The organism is Bacteroidota bacterium, from assembly GCA_016715945.1.
Lineage (GTDB): Bacteria > Bacteroidota > Bacteroidia > Bacteroidales > F082 > JALNZU01.
This window is the reverse complement of sequence record JADJXJ010000003.1, coordinates 44,978-70,299: the sequence shown is the minus strand read 5'-3', so window position 1 is coordinate 70,299 and position 25,322 is coordinate 44,978. Positions and strand designations below refer to the sequence as shown.

12 protein-coding genes and 1 tRNA gene are annotated in these 25,322 nt (G+C 54.7%); 5 read left to right on the top strand and 8 right to left on the bottom strand.

Features of this window, described 5'->3' with window-relative positions:
* Positions 1–287: 287 nt before the first annotated feature.
* The 4 genes from IPM52_10660 to IPM52_10645 all read right to left on the bottom strand — a co-directional run bounded on the left by IPM52_10660 (position 288) and on the right by IPM52_10645 (position 5,902).
* Positions 288–1,679 (bottom strand): hypothetical protein, encoded by a 1,392-nt coding sequence (locus IPM52_10660; protein MBK9292069.1) that lies wholly within the window; start codon positions 1,677–1,679, stop codon positions 288–290.
* Positions 1,657–2,757, bottom strand: a complete 1,101-nt coding sequence (locus tag IPM52_10655) for a PorP/SprF family type IX secretion system membrane protein (protein ID MBK9292068.1) — start codon at positions 2,755–2,757, stop codon at positions 1,657–1,659. Before IPM52_10655 ends, IPM52_10660 begins: the two co-directional genes overlap by 23 nt.
* 1 nt (position 2,758) lies before the next feature.
* Entirely contained in the window at positions 2,759–5,521 is a 2,763-nt protein-coding gene (locus IPM52_10650; protein ID MBK9292067.1) for a gliding motility-associated C-terminal domain-containing protein, read from the bottom strand.
* Between the two features lie 78 nt (positions 5,522–5,599).
* Positions 5,600–5,902, bottom strand: coding sequence for a hypothetical protein (locus IPM52_10645; GenBank protein ID MBK9292066.1), 303 nt, complete (start codon positions 5,900–5,902; stop codon positions 5,600–5,602).
* A gap of 152 nt (positions 5,903–6,054) precedes the next feature.
* On the opposite strand from IPM52_10645, the gene IPM52_10640 reads away from it, so the two are divergent.
* A tRNA-Asn gene (locus IPM52_10640) sits at positions 6,055–6,128 on the top strand.
* 1,137 nt (positions 6,129–7,265) lie between these two features.
* On the opposite strand, the gene IPM52_10635 is transcribed toward IPM52_10640, so the two are convergent.
* A complete protein-coding gene (locus IPM52_10635; protein ID MBK9292065.1) occupies positions 7,266–7,721 on the bottom strand; it encodes a hypothetical protein in 456 nt (151 codons plus the stop codon).
* 156 nt (positions 7,722–7,877) lie between these two features.
* Here IPM52_10635 and IPM52_10630 point away from each other — a divergent pair, with 156 nt between their 5' ends.
* From IPM52_10630 to IPM52_10615, 4 genes are all read left to right on the top strand, one after another.
* The gene (locus IPM52_10630; GenBank protein ID MBK9292064.1) at positions 7,878–9,677 is read left to right on the top strand and encodes a glycosyltransferase; all 1,800 of its coding nucleotides are present in this window, start codon (positions 7,878–7,880) and stop codon (positions 9,675–9,677) included.
* Complete coding sequence (locus tag IPM52_10625) at positions 9,637–10,641, top strand: diacylglycerol kinase family lipid kinase (GenBank protein MBK9292063.1); 1,005 nt, start codon at positions 9,637–9,639, stop codon at positions 10,639–10,641. The genes IPM52_10630 and IPM52_10625 overlap by 41 nt, the downstream gene beginning before the upstream one ends.
* Positions 10,642–10,800: 159 nt before the next feature.
* Positions 10,801–12,786, top strand: a complete 1,986-nt coding sequence (locus tag IPM52_10620) for a glycosyltransferase family 39 protein (protein MBK9292062.1) — start codon at positions 10,801–10,803, stop codon at positions 12,784–12,786.
* A complete protein-coding gene (locus IPM52_10615; protein MBK9292061.1) occupies positions 12,783–13,979 on the top strand; it encodes a phosphoglycerate kinase in 1,197 nt (398 codons plus the stop codon). Before IPM52_10620 ends, IPM52_10615 begins: the two co-directional genes overlap by 4 nt.
* 1,528 nt (positions 13,980–15,507) lie before the next feature.
* Here the strand turns inward: IPM52_10615 and IPM52_10610 are convergent.
* The 3 genes from IPM52_10610 to IPM52_10600 form a co-directional block, all read right to left on the bottom strand.
* Positions 15,508–21,444, bottom strand: a complete 5,937-nt coding sequence (locus IPM52_10610; GenBank protein ID MBK9292060.1) for a hypothetical protein — start codon at positions 21,442–21,444, stop codon at positions 15,508–15,510.
* A 271-nt stretch (positions 21,445–21,715) separates the two neighbouring features.
* On the bottom strand, positions 21,716–22,525 hold the full coding sequence (locus IPM52_10605; protein ID MBK9292059.1) for a DUF3108 domain-containing protein: 810 nt from the start codon (positions 22,523–22,525) through the stop codon (positions 21,716–21,718).
* Positions 22,525–25,308 (bottom strand): leucine--tRNA ligase, encoded by a 2,784-nt coding sequence (locus IPM52_10600; GenBank protein ID MBK9292058.1) that lies wholly within the window; start codon positions 25,306–25,308, stop codon positions 22,525–22,527. Before IPM52_10600 ends, IPM52_10605 begins: the two co-directional genes overlap by 1 nt.
* Positions 25,309–25,322: the final 14 nt, after the last annotated feature.

Below are 25,322 nucleotides of genomic sequence, written 5' to 3'. Positions count from 1 at the left end.
GCGAAAAAACTCACAATTGCTTTTACTCTTTTCGCGCATCCAGGTTTCCGCAAACCATACAATTCCGTTAAAACTTTATCATTTCTGCATAAATAAATTCAGCGCTCATTGAAGTTAAAGACGCCTAAACTGTGATTATAAGTTGCTTGTTAACAAATATTTATGAAATAGATGGTCGGTTTTTTGCCGGAATTATCCTCTGTGATGGTATGGTTTCCGCCTGGCATCAATTACGAAATACAAAAAAATAATTTTTTCACCTGTGACTGCGTCTGCAACTATCCGGGTCAGTTTTCGGGGCAAAAACCCTTTTCGAATACCGGTCCTTCAATTGCACAAAGTCGTTTGCGCAGCTTGTCTTTCATTTTTCCATCGGGCAGGGCAAGCACATAGTCCATGGCCACGAGCGCATCGTAGGGGGAGCGCGTCTTTTCGACCCTTTCCACTTCCAACACAGCCCGTTGTCCAATCGAAGGTTCTTTGTTGCCTTCCCAGCTCAGGTTGATGAGCATATCCGACTTTCCGGGCAAACTATGTGCAAGCTGTCCCGCTCCGACTGTCTCCACGCCTGCGATTGTTACCCCCGGCGTTTCGACCAGAAGGCTGAGCGGATAAAACCTCAGGTCGGGCGGAAGATCACCCTGCAAACTTATAATCAGCATATTACCTTGCACCTCATGGGTGATTTCCACGCGCTGGCGAACCAAAAGATAGTTGAGTATCTCCTCTTCCGAAGCCATCCAGATGTCGTCGCTGCCCTGTTTGCCATACGTTTTGGCAATGTAGCTCCAGTCGTTGTAAAAATCATCCAGCGGATAGTCTTCGATAATGCGGTGGGTAAACACGGGCATCCAGTAGTTGGCTCCATGTACACTTTTTCGGGCCAGATTGTCGGCAAGTTGTTTTACATCAACGGTTTCGGCCAGCACCCTGTTAAGCTCCAGGGGTTTGTCCCAGGCCTGAAAGGCATTCACGTTTATGCCGGTTTCGGGGATGATGGTCCAGGCGCCCATCCGGAATGCATAGCGATAGCCCAGGCGAAAAGCCACCGGACTAAACTCCTGCAAACCATTGGGATTTACCAGTATTCTGGTCCTGACATCCTCAGTTGCGAGGCTTCGGCGGATGTAGCTCTCGTTGCGTCGTATGGAGTAGCTGATTTCTTCGGGGGTTGTTGGCGCATCCGAGGTGAAACCGTGGTTGTAGATGCCGCAGCCATGGCGGTACATGCTGGCAAGTTGATCCCAGCTCACCGTGTTGTAGTTGTTTTGCAACTGATGCATATCTTCGTTATTCCATGCACTGAACGAAAAGAGTGCCGCACTCAGCCTGAAAGGAAGCTCGTTTCCGCAACCATCGGTGAAAAACAAACCCGGAAAAGGGCTTCCATCTTTGCCCGTAAAAAATTTAAATCCAATATGATACACATCGGCAAAACCGTCGTCGGTGTGAAAACTCATGGCAAAACGCTTGTTGTAGCGCAAAGGAGTTTTTTGCACGCCGACTTTTTCCGGCCTGCCGTCGAGGCGGATACGTATCTGGTGTATTCCAGGACTATTGCCGGACTGCTGTGCATTGGAGCACGAAGGCATCAGCATCCAGGTGAGGATGATCAGACATAGACGTGGCAGGAAAAAACACTGGAAAGTGAAGAAATCAAAACTTTTCGTATGGCGCATAGCGGGGCTGCAGGGGCGTCTGGTATGGTTTGATCCTTATGTTGCCATGGTTGTTCGACCTGTTTTTGCGAACGTTCTGGCGGCTTTGATTTCTGACGGACTGTTGATTGCCGGTTTGCCTGTCCGTTTGACGGGCAGGACGCCTTTGGTAGGCATCGTGGCGGTTGTTTTTTTTGAAGCCTGTATTGTCCGGAGCAGCAAGTGATGTAAACCCGATGCTGATTTCGTGGCTTCCGCCCGAACCCAGGTTGATGCCGCCGATGCCGGCCTCGTAGGTGTAGTGAAACACGGTGCGGTCGAACACACGGCCACCCACACTCAACCCAAACAGGCCTGTGGTGCGGTAGAGCGCCCCCAGCCACAGCCGTTGGTCGTAGCTGAACATGGTTGAAAAGTCGAAGGTGGACGGCTGGTTGATGGTTTTTCGGTAAAGCAGCATGGGGCTGAACTCCCAATATCCGTCAATATCAAAGCGATGGCCGGTAAATACATCCCATGCGCGCTCGTAGGCAAACAGGCCTTCTACGCCAGTGTAATAGGCTTCGCGCGTGCGCAATACCAGGGGCGAGCCTGCGCCAACGAAAAAGTTATCGTAGCTCCAGCTCAGTCCGAACGAAACATTGAAGCTGGTGTTGAGCAGCCGGTCGAGGTCGCGGAGCACGGGGTCTTGCAGATCCACATTGGCACGGTCGATGCGGATGAGGCTCTGGAACATGTTGCCGCCCAGGCCAACACTCAGGTATTGCCCATCGCCGGTTTGCAGGCGGTAGGTCAGGCTAAGGCCTGCCCGGAGGCGGTAAAAAATATCGGCCTGATCGCCCAGCAGCGAGCCGCCAAGGTGCAGCCCCTCCACCAACTTCCGGTGGCCGTTGATCTGAATGGTGGTCGGACTACCCGGAATGCCTACCCAGTCGCGCCGGTAGTTCATAAAGAAAGACCTGTCGTAGGTTTGCCCGGCAAAAACAGGGTTGAGCGAATAGAGGTTCACCAGGTAATGAGAGCCAAGGGGTTGTTGCTGCGCCCTTGCGGAAGCCGAGAGCAAAAGTATGCCAGCCAGAAATCCAACAATTCGCTTCATATCACCTGATGATGGTTAAAGGTCCTTTGATGACCACGCCATCGCGGCCTTCGATAATGTAGTAATATGTGCCTTCAGGAAGCGGGTTACCGTTGTAGTAACCATTCCAGTCGTTCTGGTAGTTATTGCGTTGGAAGACCAGGGCGCCTGTCCGGGTGTACACGGCCACCCGCACCGGTCGCAATGCTTCGTAGTTGTGGATCACCCACACATCGTTATATCCATCGCCATTGGGCGTAAAGAGGTTCATCATGCCATCGGAAGGCGCTGTGCCGCCCAGTTGCTTCACCGCAAACTGCCTGCGCACCACACATCCTCCGCGGTACACATCCACGTAATAATTTCCAGCTGCAGTCACCGCATACGTGGGGGTACGCACCGTGCCCTGCCAGATGAGGCTGTCGCGCACACCTTCCACACTGAATATCAGCTGCTCTCCCGGCTTGATGGGAGTTTCCGAGTCTGGCGCCACGATGGTTCCGTCCGAAAGCCGAAGGCTGAATTCCGGCAGCGGATGTATGGTCAGCAAACGGGAAAGGGTGTCGGTACAACCGTAGGAAGAACTCACCTCCAGGGTCACCAGGTAGTTGCCTGTCTCCAAATATTGATAGTTGAATTCCGCATTGCCAAACGCATTGCCGTCGCCGGTGCTCCATACCCGCTGGGCGATGGTACCTATGCTGACCGTGGATTGATCGGTAAATGTCACAGGCAATCCCACACACTGCCCGCTCGTGGAAAAACGCACCTGGGGTTTGTCGGCCACAATCACCTGGTTGTATTTGGTGATAACGGCCTGGCTTGCGGTGTTTACCTGCAATCCGACGTTTTTTTCGCCAATGGTGGCAAACCTGATGCGCACGGTATCGTTCACTGCATCGCCAAATACCCCGTCGCCATTGAGGTCCCACTGCAACGACACAATGCTGTCGTTGGTCTGAATCTGGGCAATAAGCAGGCTGGTGTCGCCCAGGCAAACCGGCTCGAACAGAAAGTCCACAATGGTGGTAAACACCACTTCGACCAGGGCTTCGGCAAGTGAGCTGCAACCATTCTGGGCCGTGCCTTCCACCCAATAGCTTGTTGTTTTGCGCGGACTCACGGTGATTGAGGGTGTGGTCTGGCCGGTTGACCAGAGGTAGGTGGCTGCACCCGAAGCAGTTAGTGTGGTGGGGTCGCCGGGATTGATGGATACCTGTGCGGGCTCTATAAGCACATTGGGCCGGGGCAGCGCCGTTATATGAACGGTATCGCTGATGACGTAGTTATTCGGGTAAGTTACTCTGGCCCAGATCGTGGTGTTTTCCTCCACCACCCAGGTGAGTGTGCGTCCGGTATGTCCGTTGCTCCAAAGGTAACTGAGTGCTTCAGGCGCGGTAAAACGCAAGGTGTCGCCCACACATACTGCGGTGTCGGGACCTAAGAATTCCGGCGGGCGGCAAAATCCGAGCTCATAAGGGATATTGCCCGGCAAGGCACAAAGTCGGTCGCGCAGGGTTTCTTTAAGTTGTCCGTCGGGCAGCATCTGCACATAGTCCATGGCCACCAGGGCATTGGCATGGGTGGTTTGCTGTTCGGCAGCCAGCACCGCAGCCGAGGCGCGTTCGCCGGCATCGGGGATCACCCGGCCATTCCACTTCAGGTTCAGCTGTGCTTTGTTCTGGTTGAAGAAATAGCTCGACAACCCATCGGGCTGCACCACCTGCATATCCACGATGTTCGAGGCGCCCTCTACCACAATGGTCAGGGCGTAATAACGGAAATTGCCGGGGATGTTGTTGCCTGTGAATGTGAGGGTGAGCACATTGTCGTTGATGTTGGTGTTGACCGTGATGAGCTCCCTGAGCCTGAGGTACTCGAACACCTCGCTCGACGAGGCCGACCAGATGCGGTCGGAACCGTTGCGGCCGTAGGCCGCTGCAATCTGGTTCATCTGCGTCTTGAACTGGTCGAAAGTGATGTCCACATTGCCGAATCCATGATTGTAAAAGGTGGCAATGAGGTGATTGCCCGGACCTGCCTGGCTGGCAATGGTTTGCACCTGATTGAAGAGGTTGTTGGTGATGCTCCAGCGCGAAATCTGTATGCCCTGTATCTCCGGGAGGTTTTCGACCACAAGCGGGTTGGGCAAAGAGTTGATGTTGTCGTGATACACCGCCAGGTTGTGCTGCCTGGCGATGGGCAGTTGTGCCTCCACATTGTTGGGCAGCACATATACATTCATGTCGTAGCCGTCGGGAATGGTGCCGCTGAGGGTCTTACGCTTGGTGTAGCTGGCGTTGCGGCGCACCTCAAGCTCATGGTCGGGGCTTGGGGGGTCGGTAAGTCCGTGGTTGACTATGCCAAACTCGCCGGCCCACAAATTGATAATATTGTCCCAATGCAGAAAACCGGGAACGTAGTTGTGGATGTCGGCACCCAGCCCATTGAACGAAAAATGAACTGCATCCATCTTGAAAGGCTGGATGTTTTGGGGTATGCCCTCGGTGTAGAACAATCCGGGATTGCCCTGCTGCCCCTTGAAATAAGGCATGACCAGATCGTGGATGGCAGGATTGCCATCGTCCATCTGCAAAATGAGGGCAAAGTCTTTGTTATATTTCAAAGGCGCCTTGATTACCGATGGCGTATCGGTGATGGGCTGGGCGAATGTGATGGTGATCGTAAAATCGCTGATCTGACTAGGCTGCTGCGCAATTATGCTTCCTTTCAGGCAAAGGAAAATAAAGGTAAGACAAAGCCGGAGCAGTTTATCGGTATTCATGGATGCAGCTGTGGCCGGGTAAGTTTTGCAAAACTATTATTTTTTCAACGCGCTGCAAATCCAAATGATCTTTCGGGCTTACCAGTGGGCAGTCAGCCCCTCCCAGTCGGCATTGGCAAACACATACACCTCGCCCGAAAGCACATCTGAGTCTGCCGACTCGGTGACGTGGGCCATCACCACCCGGTGCTCATGCCTGACGTAAGCCGTGCAAAACCATTTGCGTCCGTCGCTTGCCGAAAGCTCAATGCTTTGTTGCACGGTGAAGCCGGCTTCAATGAGTTCGTCGGGAATGGCAAACTCGTCGATGGGCGACAGACCGGCTGTCATTTTCTCGAATTCGTCTGTGTCGAGTTGTGAGGAAAAGGAGATGAGGGCCATATGCACTGAAATTTTAGCGTGCTGCAATGCTGCTCCCGCAAAGTTAGCCAATGGACCAGCGCAGAGATGAGATACCTGCGAGAATTTTTGAAAAAAACTATTGCTCATTTTGTAAAAAGCTATAATTTTGCAGCCTCAAATCTGAGAAACACTCCTCCTTAGCTCAGTTGGTCAGAGCATCTGACTGTTAATCAGAGGGTCGCTGGTTCAAGTCCAGCAGGGGGAGCGAAAATGAAAGGGGCTGCGGTTAGCAGCCCCTTTTTCTTTTTAAGCTCATAGTATCCATGTCAATGCAATTTCCCGGCCTGGCTGATGCTTTCGCGCAGGTCTTCGAGGTAATGCAGCATGCGGTTGGTGTTGATATCGTTGAGTTTGATGCGCTTATTCCGTGCGATTCCCAATGTTCGCTGAAGCTGTTCGCAACTCTAAACCAACGCCTTTTTTTCTTGTTCTTTTGCTGGCCCAAAAGAACCAAAAAGCTTGTCCGCCTCAGGTGGAGCCTTGGGCGAACGAAGCTACCTCCCCGCCCAGCCCGGTGAAAGTTTCAAGTGTTTCTGCTTGAGCGCTTTAATTGCAATCTATCATTTCAAAAGGAATTAAGTTCGGAATGATTTCAAATCGCACGAAACTGGCAAGCCGAACTGAGCCATGACAACAACGACAACCATCGACAACAATGACAACCCTCCTCCGCCCTTCCCGCCGTTCGCCCTTCCTCCCCGCCCTACCCGGTGAAAGTGTCAAGTAATTCTGTTTAGGCACATTAATCAAATCATTTGTAAGCAATGAGTTTATGTTTTATGAGGTTTACCACCACCTACACTTCACATCAAACAGCTTACTGGCGGGGAGGAAGGCCCGGGCGCGGGGACGGTGAGGCGGGAATTTCCAAAAACGTAGAAATCCGTGGGGCTGGACACGCGACAGCGTGGCCATCGCGGCAAGCCTGCCGCCCGCCCCACTGGATTTCAAGTTTTTGGAAAGGGCGGGGAGCCTTCGCCCGGGCTTGATCTTTGCCTACTTTGTATCAAGACAAAGTAGGAAATAAAAAATCTATGCTTTGAAGGAACAAACTTGCATGCATGGGAAGCGCTGCATATAAATTGCCTCCTTCAAACTAATGGAAAACAGTAGCTTTTAACGAACAAGGACAACAATGACAACCACGACAACCACCAACAACTACGACAACTCCAATAACCAAGACAACCTCCCGTCACCCGTAACTCGCTTCCCGCAACCCCTTGAATCTTTGAATCTTTGAATCAGGAATCTTTGAATCCCTGAACCCAGATCCCAGTACCCAGAACCCTGACATTATTCGGCCCTTTTTCTTTATCAGCTCTTTCCATCCTTATTAAGGCTATTCCCCGGCCTGGCTGATGCTTTCGCGCAGGTCTTCGAGGTAATGCAGCATCCGGTTGGTGTTGATTTCGTTGAGCTTGATGCGCTCATACAACTCGTTGAGGTGCTGATGGATACCTTTTTTAAAGATCTCTATCTTCTCCATTGTGACCTCATCAGCTTTCGGGCTGGTTTGCATGGCCCTGAGCTCGGCAAGCTGGGCTTTGATCCGCTCGAGTTCGGCCAATACATACGCCATATCCATGCTTTCGGGCTTATCAGGCAGGCCGGCAGGATGAAAAAACAACATTTTCTCCTCAAGCTCGGCAAAACGACGCAGGTTGTTGCGCCTGTGCACGACAAGAAAGAAAAACAGCATCAGTGCGATGAAAAGGAGCAACCCGACAATCACCCACGGAATCAACTCCATCAGGTTGAGTGGTAAATAGCCGGCTGTAGGCTGCAGTGCTGGCATAACAGCTTGGTTGGTTTAATGTTAGTGCAATATTACAAAAAATGGGATGCCATGCCATGTGGCAGCGCTTTTTCCATCACAAAACAGCCTGAGCATCAGCCAAGGGTATCTGTGATGCGCAATTTTTCCCAACTTTGGCCTCCCAAAACCTCAACTATGCGTTTGTTGTCGGTGGCCGTCATCACCTGGAACGAGGAAAAAAACATTGCACGCTGCCTGGCATCGGTGAAAGGACTGGCCGACGAGGTGGTGGTGATTGACTCTTTTTCGACCGACGCCACGGCACAAATTTGCCATGAGGCCGGTGTGCGGTTCGAACTGCATGCATTTGAGGGATATATCGAGCAGAAGAATTATGCCCTGAGCCGGTGCACACACGATATGGTGCTGGCACTGGATGCCGATGAAGCCCTTTCGCCCGCACTCTATGACGCAATCATGCGCGAAAAACAGCAGGGTTTTCCGGCGGATGGCTATACCATGAACCGCCTCACCAGCTACCTGGGGAAATGGGTGAAGCACAGCGGATGGTATCCCGACCGCAAGCTCCGTCTGTTCGACCGCACCAAGGCGCGCTGGGGCGGCCTCAACCCGCACGACAAGGTAATGTTCAACAGGGAAGCACGAATCGTCCACCTGAAAGGCGACCTGCTGCACTATTCCTACCACCGGCCGGAAGACCACAGCCTGCAGATTGAACACTTCAGCTCGATTGGCGCCAAAACCTATTTCGAAAAAGGGCGCAAAGCCGGCAGACTCTTCCTCTGGCTTTCTCCTGTGGTAAAATTTCTGCGCGATTATGTGGTTAAGCTCGGGTTGCTCGACGGACTAACAGGCTGGCGCATTGCCCGTCGTTCGGCCAAAGCCACTTTCCTGAAATACCTGAAGCTGCGTTACCTGCAAAAGCCCATCCAGCCAAAAACCCTCATCATCTCGCGCACCGACAGCATTGGCGATGTGGTGCTCACCCTGCCAATGTGCGGCCTGATCAAAAGATATTACCCCGAAACGAAGATCATTTTTCTTGGTAAAGCCTATACCAAAGCCGTACTACGAAGTTGCATCCATATTGATGAAATCTGGGATGCCGATGCCTTGCTGCAGCAGCCTCCCGACCGGCAGCTGGCTGCGTTGAAATCGGCCGGTGCCAACACTATGATACATGTGTTTCCGCGCCGCGACCTTGCCACGCTGGCAGCAAAGGCAGGCATTGCCCACCGCATCGGCGCCAGTGGTCGCTGGTACCATTATCTCTTTGTAAACCATCTGGTACCCCTGAGCCGGCGAAGCTCCGACCTGCACGAAGCCCAGCTCAACATCAAGCTGCTGATGCCACTGGGGATTGTGGACTTTGTGCCCCAGGCCAGAATATGGCCGCTGTATGGTTTCAAACCTTTGGTAACCAATGATGATAAAGCTCCTTTCGATCTGATTCAGCCCGACAAGATCAACCTGATCTTTCACCCCAAGTCGAAAGGCAGCGCACGTGAATGGCCACTCGAAAAGTTTGCCGAATTGGCCGGATTGCTTCCTGAGGAAAAATTCCGGATTTTTGTGGGAGGCACGGCTGCCGAAGGCGAACTCATCAAACCCCTGATGGCACAGCATCCCCGGCTTATCGACCTTACCGGGCAGCTCGATCTGGAACAATATATCCGTTTTATTGCACGGGCCGACGGACTGGTTGCAGCCAGCACCGGACCACTGCATCTGGCAGCAGCCCTCGGACGTATTGCAGTAGGCATCTATCCGGCCATCCGGCCCATTCATCCCGGACGTTGGCGGCCACTGGGGCCAATGGCATATGCATTGAGCCTGAAAGAAAGTTGCAACGATTGCAAAAAATCTGCAACTTGCGCCTGCATGTCAGCACTCGATGCGCAAACTGTTGCAAATCAACTCAACAAACTCATTGATGAAAGAAACCGACAAATGGCTCGTGGTAGTCAACCCTAAGGCAGGGAGTGGAAAATGTGAAAAAGACTGGCCAACCATACACGACCTGCTCGTCGAAGCGGGATTCACGTTTATCTCGGTACTCACCGAGCGGCCTTTCCATGCCATAGAGATCACCCGCAACATGGTGAACGATCTGGGTTTCAGTAAGATCATTGCCGTGGGTGGCGATGGCACCCTCAACGAAGTGGTCAACGGCATTTTTCAGCAGACGCGCTACGCCACACATGAAATCACCCTTGGCATGATCACCGTGGGTACGGGCAACGACTGGGGGAGGATGTACAAATTCCCGCTCAAGTACGAAAAAGCCATCCGCATCCTGCGCAAAGGGCGCACCTTTCTTCAGGATGTGGGCAAGGTGAAATACCGTCACGACACCGAAGACAAGAGCCGGTACTTCATCAACATGGCCGGCATGGGCTACGATGCGCTGGTGGCCAAGAAAACCAACGCCATGAAAGCCGAAGGCAGGGGCGGCACCCTGGTTTACCTGTACAACCTGCTCACAGGCTTGTTTCAATATCAGAACGTTCAGTTGAGCATTGTGGTCGATGGGAGCGAGGTGTTCAACGACAAGGTTTTCAGCATGAGCATCGGCATCTGTCGCTACAACGGAGGCGGAATGATGCAGTTGCCTAACGCCATACCCGACGATGGCCTGTTCGATATCACCGTCATCCGTAAAACCACCAAATGGCGTGTGGTGAAAAACATCAAAAACCTCTACGATGGTTCATTCATCAACCTGCCTGAGGTGGACACCTTCCGGGGCAAAACGGTCAGCATCACTTCCACACCACGGCATTCCATTTTTCTTGAAACCGATGGTGAATCGCTCGGTGTTTCGCCCCTGGATTTCAGCATCGTACCAAGGGCAGTGCGGCTCATTGTCCGCAAAAAAGCCCTGAAAGAATTCGGCTCGGATCAGGCAGCCAACGGAAACGGCAACGATGACGATTGACACCGTGATTACTTGCCTACCGGAAGAATCATAATATACTATTTTTCATATAGTTGCATTAATGCAACCGTTTGCTGCGCTGCTTTGCCGTTGCTCGGGGCGGCAATCCGCTCTGCCTGATAAAATAGCCCTACTTTTGCATCAAGATAAGAGGGCCTTATGCTGAAAAGCCAGAGCTTTCAGTGCCGAAGCTTGACAAACATCCTTACTGTATTTCTTTTGCTGGTGTGGGTGGCTGTGGTTTACCGTTCGTCGGTCAACAGCTTTCCTTCGCATGTGCATGCCTGGACGCAAAGCGACCGCTATGCCCTCACCATCGGGTATCTGGAGAATGGCTTTGGGCTGTTCAGGCCATCCACGCCCAACCTCTGGCCCAAATATCCTCCGGAGCAGATGCCCGCACAACTGCAAGGCATCACCAAGGCCGACCTTCCCCTCACCGAATACCTTGCAGCGCAGCTGATGAAAGTGAGCGGGATGCGGCAACCCTTTTTTCACCGCGGTCTGAACCTGGCCCTGATGCTCACCGGCCTGATGATGCTTTTTGCCCTGATGCGTAACATGGGGGCTACGCTGACCATGGCCTGGCTGGGTGTGGCCTTTGCGATGCTTTCGCCGGTGGCAGCCTATTACCTCGATGGGTTCATCCCAGGCATTCCGGCCCTTGCAATGGTCATGGCAGCCTATTATTTTTTGCACAGGTATGCACAAAGCCCTGACCTAAAATCCTATTTCATTGCAATAGGTCTTGTCACCCTGGCTGCACTCATCCGTCCGCCTATGCTGATGGCCCTGCCGGGAATGGTGCTGGCTGCGCTGTGGATAGACGGAAAGACCCGCCCGGGCAAAATACTGCTGCCCCCGCTTTTGTCGCTGCTGGCCATGGCCGGATTGTATGTGCACAACCAGCACCTTGCACACACTTACGGCTCGCTGTTCATTTCGCAGCTCATGCCTGCCGAAAGTCCGGCCATGCTGCTGACGCTGGCCAAACAGAGCCTGGCGCAATGGAAGCTGGAATATTTCAGTTACGTGCAATACCTGCTGCTGGTGTTTGCGCTGCTTATGCTTCTCATTTTCAGGCATCGGCTGCAAACTGTTCAGGCAGGCATAATCCTGCTGGCCGCCCTGTCGCATCTGCTGGCGGCCCTGGCCTATTTTGTGGCCATGGCAAAGCAGTTTCCTGACCACGACTACTATTTTCTCGAAAGCTTTTACCTGCCACTGCTGATGCTGCTTTCCGTGGGTTTGTCGCTTCCGCAGGCCGACAAACCGCTGCGCAAACTGAGCTTTGGTGTGGTGTATGTGCTTGCCTTCTGGCTCATGGCCGATGCTGCACTTGCCAGCCGCGAAAAACGATACACCTCACACCCCTGGGACCAGACCGAGACCACCCGGAAACTCTTTGAAGGCAGCGCTGCCTGGCTCGACCAGCTGGGCATTCCGCGCAACGCACGCATGCTGGTGCCCGACAGCTACACCACCAATGTGCCCTTGCTGCTCATGGAACGCAAAGGCTTCACCGTGATCAACACCACGCGCGAAAATCTCGAGGCAAGCCTCCGGCTTCCGTTCGATTATGTGGTTGTGGCCAACCGCAGCCTCCCGGCCGACCTGCTCCGCAACCTGCCCGGGCTGACTTCACAACTGATTCCGGTGGCCAACAACGGACGTCTCGGCCTTTACAGATACGACAGCCTTTCGGGAGAAAAACAACTGCGCGACCTGGTGATGCCTGACCAAAGCACCCTGTGGCCCGTGAACGACAGTCGGATCGTTCTGACTCCGGAAACCGAATTTGCAGAACTTGTGTCGGCACCCTACCCTGCTGCTGCGCTTAGCCGTGCCTTGCTATTCGAAGCTGCAGCCACCGCCGACATGATTCCGGTAAAAAACCTGCATCTGGTGGTGGACATCAGCCAGGGTGAAAAGCAATTGTTCTACGACAGTTTCAGGCTCGATCCCTTCTTTGAAAATACTGATGGCGAAGCAATTGTACGCACCTTTGTAAACTTGCCCGGGCTTGCCGAAGCCGGAACCAGGCTGAAGTGTTATCTTTGGAATGCCGGAGCAAATCGATTGATAATCAATAATCCAACTGTAGAAATACTAAGTTACGATAACCTTAAAAATCATTCACAATGAAAAACATTGATCAGTACAACCTCTCAGGCAAACGCGTGATTGTGCGGGTTGACTTCAACGTTCCGCTGAACGAGAAATTCGAAGTGACCGACGACACCCGCATCCGTGCTGCCGTTCCCACCATTAAGAAAATTCTTTCCGTTGGCGGCTCAGTCATCCTGATGTCGCACCTGGGCAGGCCCAAAGACGGTCCAACCGACAAGTATTCGCTCCGGCATGTGATCCCTACCCTGGAGAAACACCTCGGCCTCAAGGTGAAGTTTGCTCCCGACTGCATTGGTCAGGAAGCCCGCGAGCTGGCCGAAAACCTCAAGCCGGGTGAAGTGCTGCTGCTCGAAAACCTGAGGTTTTACAAAGAAGAGGAAAAAGGCGACGAAAACTTTGCCAAAAAACTGGCCCTGCTGGCCGATGTGTATGTGAACGACGCTTTTGGCACCGCCCACCGCGCACATGCCTCCACAGCCATCATTGCCCGTTTCTTCCCCGGCGCCTCGCTCTTTGGCTACCTGATGCAGGACGAAGTGGCCAGCCTGGAAAAAGTTACCGTCAATCCCGAACGTCCCTTCACTGCTGTGCTGGGCGGCGCCAAAGTATCGGGAAAGATTGAAATCATCAACAACCTGCTCGACAAGGTGGACAACCTGATCATAGGCGGGGGCATGATGTTCACCTTCATCAAAGCTATGGGCGGACAGGTGGGCAACTCGCTGGTGGAAGACGATCTGATGGAAACCGCTCTTAAAGCCGTAGAAAAAGCCAAAGAGCTGGGCATCAACCTGCTCATCCCGGTAGATGCCATTGCTGCCGACAAATTCGACAACGAAGCCCAGCAAAAGATTGTCCCCTCGAACCAGATACCCGACGGATGGATGGGGCTGGACATCGGACCTGAAACCGTCAAGATGTTCAGCGAAGTGATCCTCAACTCAAAGACCATCCTCTGGAACGGCCCGATGGGTGTGTTTGAGTTTCCGAACTTTTCGGCAGGCACCCGCGACGTGGCCCATGCCATTGTGAAAGCCACCTCCAGCGGAGCTTTCTCGCTGGTTGGTGGTGGCGACTCTGTGGCTGCCGTGAACAAATACGACCTGGCCGACAAAGTAAGCTATGTATCCACCGGTGGAGGCGCCATGCTCGAATACATCGAAGGCAAAGTGCTGCCCGGTGTAAAGGCTATTCAGGAAGGCATCTGAGCGTAATTTTGGATACTAAAAACGCCGCCCCTTTTCGGAGCGGCGTTTTTTCATTCTAACCATTCCTTTTTGAACCCCTTACTGTGCAAGGGGTCGAAAAACTATCTGTAAACTAAGCTAGATAAGCATGTCAGCTGCGACCTTTGCCTTCCCGCCGTTCGCCCGGCCTCCCCGCCCAGCCCGGTGAAGTGTGAAGTGTTTCTGCTTGAGTGCTTTATGTATAATCTGTCTCTTAGAATAAGTTTTATTTCATTACTAACTCACAACCCACGGAAACCTGCACGCTAAACTGAACCATGACAACCACGACAACTATGACAACTGCGACAACCTCCCTTAACTCGCTTCCCGTAACTCGCTTCCGCTGAATCTTTGAATCAGGAATCCTTGAATCCCCCTGACAACCCTCTCCAGTCTTATTAGTACCTCTAAACCAGAAGTTTTTTTTCTTGTTCTTTTGCTGGCCCAAAAGAACCAAAAGGCCTTGGGCGAACGAAGCTAGCTCCCCGCTCTGCAGCAAGGGCGCAAATCTAAGTGAGGAGAGCATTACAGCATGCCATTGTTCATCCTCCAACTTTCATTGAGCGGGAGCATAGTACTTTACTGGAATTTCATGCACGCATGCTGTAACGCAAACAGCCCGCGCTGGGGCGCGTGCTGCCTCACAAGATTTGCTGCCCTTGCTGCATTCACACCGGGCGCTCCCCGCCGTTCGCCCGGCCTCCCCGCCCAGCCCGGTGAAGCGTGAAGTGTTTCTGCTTGAGTGCTTTATGTATAATCTGTCTCTTAGAATAAGTTTTATTTCATTACTAACTCACAACCCACGGAAACCTGCACGCTAAACTGAACCATGACAACCACGACAACAATTACAACAATGACAACCATCGACAACCTCCCGTAACTCGCTTCCCCTGAATCTTTGAATCTTTGAATCAGGAATCCTTGAATCCCCCTGACAACCCTCTCCTTCCTTATTTGTATCCCAAAACCAGTGGCTTTTTTCTTGTTCTTTTGCTGGCCCAAAAGAACCAAAAGGGCCTTGGGCGAACGAAGCTAGCTCCCCGCTCTGCAGCAAGGGCGCAAATCTAAGTGAGGAGAGCATTACAGCATGCCATTGTTCATCCTCCAACTTTCATTGAGCGGGAGCATAGTACTTTACTGGAATTTCATGCACGCATGCTGTAACGCAAACAGCCCGCGCTGGGGCGCGTGCTGCCTCACGAGATTTGCTGCCCTTGCTGCATTCACACCGGGCGCTCCCCGCCGTTCGCCCGGCCTCCCCGCCCAGCCCGGTGAAGTGTGAAGTGTTTCTGCTTGAGTGCTTTAAGTATAATCTGTCTCTTAGAATAAGTTTTATTTCATTACTAACTCACATCCCACGGAAACTTGCACGCAAAACTGAACCATGACAACAACGACAACAATTACAACAATGACAACCATCGACAACCTCCCGTAACTCGCTTCCCGGAACTCTCCCCCCGTCACCCCAAACCCAGTACCCAGCACCTCAAACTGCTCCGCTTTAATCAACTGTGACGCGGATGCCGGCTGAGTGGGCAGAGAAGGCCGGGGCATAATAGCTCTGCATGCGGGCAAAGCCACCGCTGTATTGACCGCGATGGGTTGCGATGAGGCTGTATTCGAATACATGTTTTCCTCGGGGCAGCAGGTCGAAGTAGAAGTCGGTGACGGCATCGCGGGTGCTTTGATAGTAGCCCAGGCCGGTGCGCCACTGGTAGCCCGAAAGCACTTCCACAGGTTCGAAGGCCGGGCTGCGCAGGTCGCTCAGGTGCACAAACTCCATATCGCGGTCGGTTTCAAGCACCAGCCTTACCCTGATGCGGTCGCCAGGCTTCAGCCCCTGTGATCGCCAGGGTTCGAAGACTATGCCAGCCGGCGAGGCTTTTTCAACCAGAATCTCCCGGCTGAGGCGCATATAGCCCGCATTCTGGCGCACCGCATCCACCGGCACCTCGTATTGGCGGAACATGCCTGCCCACGCCGGTCCAGGATTGGGGTTGTCGATTTCAACCTTAGCCATTGCCTGATTCATTCCCTCCGTCCAGCTGAGGCTGAATTGTCCGCTACCAGCCTCCTGTGCGGGCACTTCCACCGGTTGACCTGCCACCTTCACCTCCACCGGTTTTCCGGGCGAGGTCCAGTCGCTGCCAAAGGTGAGCAAGGCATACACGGCTTCGGCTGTAGCCTGACCGGAGATCCAGCGGCGGGTTTGTTTCTGCGAGAGGAGGTATTGCCTGATGCCATCGGCCATGCTGCGGTCGGGGCCGATCAGCTCGAATACCTGCACCAGCAGCGCTTGTGTTTCTACCGGAAGCGCCTGGTTGTCGGTGCGCCCGGCTTTCCACCAGATGCCAAGTTTTTCGCTCCTCACGGCACGCTCGGCCAGCGAAGCTGCAATGCGCGCAGCTGCTTTCATGTTGTTTGTCCTGCGATAGTGCAGACTGGCCATGGCCTGTTCGCTGATGACCAGTTTGTTCCAGTCTTTTTCGAGCAGGGATTCGAAGTACTGGTAGGCCTTTTCAGCTTCGGGCGATCGGGGTAAGCTGCCAAAATAGCTGCGCGTGACGAGCAGTTGCAGTGGTGTGCCCCCCACATTCCTCATGCCGGTATCTTTTGCATAAAGCTCGGCTGCCTGCCTGTCGATGTAGGCGATGGCCCGATGCAGCATGCCTTGCACCTCAGCCGGGGTGGCCAGTGTGGAATCGAGTTCGGTGAGTTTGCCGAAGCCATGCAGGATGTTCAGGGTGATCCACAGGTTGCCCCGCATGCCCGGGAACCAGGGCCATGATCCGTCGGGCAGCTGCAATCGGGCAAGTTTTTGCAGGGTCTGTTCTCTTTCGGAGCGGATGCGGTTGTGGTCGAAAAACATCTGCAGCCTGAGGCGCTGGGAGTGCTCGTCTTCGGCATCCCGCAGCCAGGGTGTTTGTTCGATGCTCTGCATTTTCAGTTCCTGATTGTTCTGCAATTCCGAGTGCAGGGCATTGCTATGGCTGCTGTTCCATGCTGCCAGCACTGCTTCAAAGTTCGGGATGGAAGCCGCCACATGAGCTGCGAGCGTATTGGTATAGAACTGCCGGAAGATGTTGTCTGCATTTTCGGCACCCGGGTCAACCACATACGGCAGGGCTTTGACGGCTATCCAGGCCGGGTGGGTGGTCACATCGAGCCGGAGGCTGAGGGTGCGTTCGGCAGGAGAAGGTTTTTCGAGGCCGGGCAGCGTGAAGGCAGCTTTGCGGTTGCCCTGTACAAACATCGGCAGGGTTTCGGTGAGCCGGATGCCCGCAGGCAAAAGCGGCACCAGGTGTGCTTCGGCATCGGTGAATGCACCGGCCGAGGCTGAAAGCTGAAAGCGCAGGAGCGAAGCATTGGTGTGAAGTACCACGCTCCAGCGCAGCTCGGCGCTTTGTCCCGGCTGGAGTTGCACAAAAGGTTTACGCGCAGCATCCTGCAGTTGTCCTGCCGGCTGGTTGTTGAGTGCGTTGGTCAGTTCGAGCATGGCCATGCCGTCGAGGACCTGATTGCCGGTGTTCACCACTTTGCAGGCAATCACAGCGGTGTCGCCCAGCCGGTAGAAACGGGCGAGGTTGGGCACGACCATCAGGGGTTTTGACGATTCTATGTCGTGGGTAAGGAAGGCATGTCGCAGGTCGGTGGTATGGGCGAGCAGCATGAGGCGCCAGCGGGTGAGTGCGTCGGGTGGGGTAAAACTAAAGCTGACGCCACCGAGGCTGTCGGTTTGCAGCTGGGGGTAGAAGAAGGCCGTCTCGCGGAAGTCGCTGCGCAGGTTGCGGGCCACAGCAGTGTTTTCGCTTGTTGCCGGTTGTTCTGCCGTCTGGTCGGGCGTTTCGATGACCCTGTCCAGGGTGGCCCCGGGAGCACTTTCCAGGGCGATCATGCGGCTATCCATCGGGCCACTCATCCGCTTGGTGAAGCGAAATCCATGGTGGCCAAAGTCGTACCATTGAAGCGTGGGCGGACTCAGGTCGCTGATGCGGATGGGTTCATGCGGGGGTGAGCTGATGATCCAGGTCTGGGTGGTGCCGAATCCGTTGTCGCTCATCCAGCGTTGGGCAAATGGCTTAGGCGGCAGGGGATCGAAGCGCCAGGTATGGGGTTTAAACTGCTCGAGCGAGGCGTCGTACATGGCAGCCAGCAGTTCGGCAGCTACGGGTTTGCCATTGTTTCCGGTGATACGGACGGTCCATGTTTCGGGTCGGCCGGGTTGCAGGCGACCGGCTATGGTTTCCAGTTTCAGGTCGAGTTGCCTTTCCGGGTCGTTCACATTGATATCGAAGGCCTGATGAAAGTGTCTGTTGAGGGCAATGCCCGACACCTGCACGGTGAGCTTGCCGATGTGGGCACGGGTGAGGGTGAAATGCAGCACTTGTTTCCGGTTGTTGACGGATACCCATCGGCGGAGGAAAAGCTCGTCGTCGGAGCTCAGCTCGACCAGCAGCCGCATGCCCCGGAGGGAGGATGCCAGCACGAGGCTGAGGGTGTCGCCCGGTTTGGCTTCGCCTGTTGTCATTTCGGCAAAGACGAACTGTTCGGGCAGGGTGCGGCTCGAAGCAGGATTGTGGAGGGTGAAACGTTGCTGCAATCTAACAGGGTTTCCGGCATGGTCGGTGGTCTGGTATTCGGCCAGGTATTCGCCTTCGGGCCACTGGGCAAGGGTTTCGGGCAAGGCCGGCGCACTGCCGTTGACCAGGGCATGGTAGGTCAGGATGAGCTTCTTGGGGAGGCTGTCGGGCAGGTAAGGCGCATAGAAATCATCGTTCGGAAAGAGGGTTTTCAGGCTTTGCTCATCGAGCAGGCGGCGGTCGGGACGGTCGAAGATGGCCGGACGGATAGTTGTCCTGCCTGTTTCGATGAGGTAAAAGCTGAAGGTGGTTTGTGCTGCTGCCGGCCGGCCCTGGGTGGTATTCAGCAGGATTTTTGAGTTGTGGGCTTGCTGCAGGCTGATGTTGCGTGGCAGCTGGGCACTCAGGATGAGGCTGCGGTTGCCGATGCGCAGGCTGGTTGAGGATTGTCTGGTTTCGCCGGTGCGGTCGGTCACCCAGGCCGTGACCACATAGTCGTAATATTGCTCATCGTCAATGGGCCTGGAAAAGTCGGGCAAAGCCACAAAGGGGATGTCAAAACTGCCATCGGGACGGGTGAGGGTACTCCCCTGCCCGATGAGCTGACTGACAGGTTCGGTGGGCCACACCCGCCACCAGGGCATCCAGGGGAAGTATTCCCTGCGCTCGATGCGGTAATCCACCTTCGCGCCATCAACGGGATAACCGGCAAAAGCTCTGGCTTCGGCTTTGAACCTGAGGCTGTCGCCGAGCATGAGTTGCACATCTGTCGGGAGGATTTTCACTTCAAACGTGGGTCGTTTGTACTCCTCCACATGGACAAAACTGTTGCCGTGTTCGTTGCCGATGCGCACCTGACCGGTGAGCATTGTGGCCGGCAGCACAAAGCTGCCTTCGAACGAGCCGTATTCGTTGGTTTTCAGCCTGAGCGCCTGCAGTTCGCGGCCGTTGACGTCGAACAACCTGACCGTGCTTTGGGCTGCAGTGTTGGTTGTCCAATCCGATCCGGGATGTTTTGCCAGGCTGATGCCTTTGAAGTAGATGATCTGTCCGGGGCGGTAGATGGCACGATCGGTGAATATCCACGATTTATAGAGGCTGCGCTGCGCTTCGGTGCGTTGGCTGGCGTCGAAGTAGTTGTCCGTCAGGAGGGTATCGCCATTCTTTGAGATTTCGAGGTAAAACGAGCGGTTGCGTGGCAGCCCGGGCAGGTCGGGGCCGATGAGGAATTCGCCATTGCGCGGGGTGAGGAATGTGGCAAGGGTTTTTTCCACAGTTTTTTGCTGGCCGTAGTCGTATTCGCGTACCGCGACACTCACCTTTGCGCCGGCCACAGGCTTTCCGCTATGGCGGTCGAGGAGCACAAAGTTGTTGGTACCCTTGCGGTTGACCTGCATGAACGACATGCTGCTCACCTGAAAAGTGGTATAAGCAATGTATCGTTCGGGACTGAAGTCGTTTTGATCGGAGGCCAGCACGACGTACAGTCCGGGATTCAGGGCGGGCAGGGCGATGATGCTGCTGTGTTCGGCATAGTCGGGTTCGAAGGGCAGCTCGAGTTGCCACTGGTTTTGCACCGGAAGTTGCAACAAGGCCTTCACACGGGTTTGATGGTCGAAGCTTTGGTTGATCTGGCTCAGCTGCTCTTTGGTGACCCTGGCAATGCGGAAGGCCGGCCTGGTGAGGTTGCGGTAGGTGAGCAAAGCCGGGATAGGTTTTCCGGGATATTCGGTGCGCGACACAATCAGCCTGAGGCTTGAGGCCTGGATTTCGGCGCGCAGGGCTTTGCAGCGTTGGGCGCCGCGGCTGTCGGGATGGCGGGCAATGGCTTCATCACAAATGCGCAGGGCCTGTGCCAGGGGCATGTCGATGCCTGAAATGGCGGTGTTGCTGCGAAGCAGTTCCGCCAGGTCGGCATCAATCTCTGTGGAAGCGGGATGCGCGAGGTATTGTTGCCTGAGCCGGCTCAGGGCTTCGAAGTAGGCCTGCTGGTTGCCGGTGACCTGGCTGAGCCAGCGATAGCGCTGCAAATCGTTGTGAATGAGGGCAAAGGTATTGCCGAGGCGGATGTTTGACGTCAGGATACGTTGCATGATCCTGAGCCGGAGCAGGGTTTCGTGGTCTTGCCTGGGCAGGTCGAGGGTGGCAAACAGGGTGGCTGGTTGCCAGATGTCGTCGGGCAGGGCCTGCGACAGGGGCAGGCGCGACTGCAGGGCAGCATCGCCGCCCTCGAGGAAGCGCAGGTAGCGTCCTGCCAGGAAATCGAATAAGGTGGGCTGCAGTTCGATTGCAGTGGTATCGTGTTTTTCGAGCAGGATATCCCAGTCTTTCAGGCTGATACGTTCGAGTTCGGCCTGGTTGCGGATGCTTTGCTGGTAATGGTGCAGTATCTGGTCGCGGTAGCGCGGGGCATCCCATTCGTCGGGATCGGAAGCCTCAGGTGCAGCAGTGGTCTCGCGCTCAAGGATGCGGTAGCGGTTTTCCTGATAATGAAACCAATACATCTCGGCCAGAAGCGAATGGGCGATCGCCCTGACAGGGAAGTCGGATTGGGATATCAGCTGCCGGGTTTGACCGATGGCGTTGTTGAACACCCCGTCTTCGAACGACTTGCGCAGGCTGAAGCCAAAGATCATGGCCCGCAGCATCTGTTGCGGGTTGTTTTCGGCCAGGGCTTTGTCGTAGATGCGGTTGACGACCAGCAGGGCCGACTGTGGCAGCTGTTTTTCGTTCAGCTGCAGGGCCTGTTGCCAGAGCTGATCGAACGACTCTTCGGACTTGTTTCCGGCTTTTCCGGGGCCGATGACTAGGAGGATGGTGGTCAGGGCGGTTATCAGGAGGGTTTTATTGGGGAACATGGGGCGCTGGGTTGCGGGATTCAAAAATTCAAAAATTCAAAAATTCAAGATTTAAGGATTCGGAGGTTGTTGAGTGGGTGAGGTAGGTGGATGAGATATAATGGTATTGTTTTTATCGTCAGGCGCTTAACCAATCTTTGAATTATGAATCCGGAATCATTGAATTTCTTTTTCGAGGATCTGGGTTTCAAAAATCGTGCCTGAGATGGTTGAGCGGTTGGGCAGGCAGGATGTGCCTTGTTGGGCTGATGTGTGGAAAACAGAAAAATAATCACATCCGGAGGCGGGCTTTCATGGGGTTTTTGAGGTTGCGGGCTTCGACGAGTTCCATTTTGACGCTGCCCACAATCACTTTCGATTCGGCGAGCAGGGGAAGGTGGTTTTCGTCGTCGGTCACCCACACAAACATGGGGTAGGCATCGGCAAACACATTGCCTGTGGCCATCATGGGGGCTATCTTGAGGCAGCGGAAAGTGCCCAGGCTGGTGGTGATTTCTTCCCGGCCCACAAAGACCACCTTGCTGTTATAGACTGAGTCGTCGAGAAAAAAGTCGATGAAATAGTTGCCCTGTGCGTCGAAGTCGCTCAGGCTGAGGGTGCGCATGAAGTAGAGTGCCGACACGAAGTCGTGCACGTTTTCGGGTATGGGTTTACGGGCAGTTTTGCTCACAGCCAGGCGCTGCTGGGGGTAAAAATAGACGTCGTCGTCTTTGACATAGCTGCCTTCGCGGGTGCGGCGGATAAAGAGGTAGGGGATGACCGCCTGCTTGTCCACAAAGCTTTCGTAGCGGTTGCGCACCTTAAAAAACCAGTTGAAGGCTCCCCTGCTGCGCCCGTGGGCTTCGATATGCCACACCTCGCGGCCAAAAAACCTCCTGGAGGTGGGCTTGACTTCGATGGTGGCCTCACCCGCTGTGACGTTGCCGGTGAGCATGGAGTTGTAATATACCCGGTATCGGAGAAACTCGCCTGTGTCCCAGGCATTGTTGGGGTGGGTGCGCAACTGCTGGGCCTGTGCCCCGGGCAGCAGGATGCTCGCAAAGAACAGGAAAAGCGCAGTGCGCACCAGCCTGATTTTCATCACACAACAATGTTGATAATCCGTTTTGGTACCACGATCACCTTGCGCACCGGTTTGCCTTCGGTATAGCGGGCAGTTTCGGGGGCCTCCAGGGCAGCTTTTTCAATGTCGTGCTGGCTCATGTCGGCGGGCAGGGTCAGTTTGAAACGTGTCTTACCATTAAACGATACCGGATAGGTAAAAGTGTTTTCGCTGAGGTATTCTTCCTTGTATTGCGGCCATTGCTGCATCACCACGCTTTGGGTGTGGCCCAGTATCTGCCAGAGTTCTTCGGCAATATGCGGGGCGTAGGCCGAAATCAGGATGGTGAGGGGCTGCAGGATCTGGCGTTTGCGGCAGTGCAGCTCGGTGAGTTCGTTCACACAGATCATAAAGGCCGACACGGCAGTGTTGAACGAGAAACGCTCGATGTCGTCTTCCACCTTTTTAATGGTGCGGTGCAATACCCGGAGCTCATCTTCGGTGGCTGGCGCTTCGGAGATGTCGGGTTTGTTGTTTTCGTCGTGAAACAACCGCCAGAGCTTACGGATGAACCTAAACACGCCCTCGATGCCCTGGGTGTCCCAGGGTTTGGATTGTTCGAGCGGGCCAAGAAACATCTCATACAGGCGCAGGGTGTCGGCACCGTATTTTTCGATGAGGTCGTCGGGGTTCTGGACGTTGTATTTCGACTTGGACATCTTCTCGACTTCCCAGCCGCAGATGTATTTTCCGTTTTCGAGGATGAATTCCGCGTCGGCAAACTGGGGTTGCCAGTTGCGGAAGGCTTCGAGGTCGAGCTGGTCGTTGTGCACCAGGTTGACGTCCACATGCAGGGCCTGCACCTCGTATTGGTGGCGGAGATTGGCGCTGACAAAGGTGTTGGTGCCGGCGATGCGATAGACGAAGTTCGACCGGCCCTGTATCATGCCCTGGTTGATGAGTTTTTTGAACGGCTCGGGATGCACGGTCATGCCAAGGTCGTAGAGAAACATGTTCCAGAACCTTGCGTAGATGAGGTGGCCGGTGGCATGTTCGGCTCCGCCGATGTAGAGGTCCACATTTTGCCAGTATCTGATGGCTTCGTCGGAAAAATAGCGTTCGTTGTTGTGGGGGTCCATGTAGCGGAGGTAGTATCCGCTTGAGCCGGCAAAGCCGGGCATGGTATTGGTTTCGAGGGGATAACCCTCGGGGGTGTGCCAGTTTTTGGCCCTTGCCAGGGGAGGTTCGCCCGATTCGGTGGGCAGGTAGGCATCCACGGGTGGCAGTTCGAGGGGGAGCTGATCTTCGGGCAGGGTGTAGGGCATGCCGTCTTTGTAATACACAGGGAAAGGTTCGCCCCAATAGCGTTGGCGGCTGAAGATGGCATCGCGCAGGCGGTAGTTGGTCTGGCGGGTGCCGATGCCACGTTTCCCGGCTTCGGCCACCACGGCTTCGATGGCGTCTTTCACTTCCAGCCCGTTGATGAAGCCCGAGTTGATGGCGATGCCTTCTTTCGAGTCGTAGCTTTCGTTCCAGGTGGCCGGGTCGGAGGGTTGTTCGCCTGGCCGGCTGATCACCTGGATGATGGGCAGGTTGAAGTGGCGGGCAAAGGCAAAGTCGCGGCTGTCGTGGGCCGGCACAGCCATGATGGCGCCGGTGCCATAGCCCATGAGCACATAGTCGGCAATCCAGACCGGGATGCGGGCCTGGTTGAAGGGGTTGATGGCATAGGCACCCGTGAAGGCTCCGCTCACCTTTTTCACTTCGGCCATGCGCTCGCGCTCGGAGCGGTTTTTGGTGCGCTGCACATAGGCCTCCACCTCGGCCTGCTGCTCCGGCGTGGTGATCCGGGCCACCAGCGGATGCTCGGGCGCCAGCACCATAAAGGTGGCGCCAAAGATGGTATCAGGTCGCGTAGTAAATACTTCAATATCAAGGCTGTGCCCTTCGAGGGCAAAACGGATGGCGCCACCGGTGGACTTTCCGATCCAGTTGCGCTGGATTTCCTTGAGCGAATCGCTCCACTCGATGTGGTCGAGGCCTTCGAGCAGGCGGTCGGCATAGGCGGTGATGCGCAGCAGCCATTGCTTCATCGTCTTGCGTTCCACCGGATGGCCGCCGCGCACCGAAAGGCCTTCGCTCACCTCGTCGTTGGCCAGCACCGTGCCCAGGGCCGGACACCAGTTGACCATGGTATTGTCGAGGTAGGCCAGGCGATACTGCATGAGCACCTGCTGCTGCTCCACTTCGGTCATCTGGTTCCACTGCGTGGCCGTAAACACCTCCACCTCACCACAGGCAGCATGCACGCCGGCATTGCCCTCCTTTTCGAAGATGCTGACCAGGCGCGGGATGGGTTCGGCTTTTTGGGTGTCGTTGTTGTACCAGTGGTGAAAGAGCTGGATAAAGGTCCACTGAGTCCATTTGTAGTATTTAGGGTCGCTGGTGCGCACCTCGCGGCTCCAGTCGAACGAGAAGCCGATTTTGTCGAGCTGTTCGCGATAGCGGTTGATGTTGATTTCGGTGGTTACAGCCGGATGGGTGCCGGTTTGGATGGCGTATTGTTCGGCAGGAAGGCCAAAGGCGTCGTATCCCATGGGATGGAGCACATTGTAGCCCCTGAGGCGTTTGTAACGGGAATAAATGTCGGAGGCGATATAGCCGAGCGGATGCCCCACATGCAGTCCGGCGCCTGAGGGATAAGGAAACATGTCGAGCACATAGTACTTGGGTTTGCTGTGGTCGATGTCCACCTTATACACCTGGTGTTCGCGCCAGTATTGCTGCCATTTCTTTTCTACTTCCTTGAAATTGTACTCCATGGTGATATATCCTT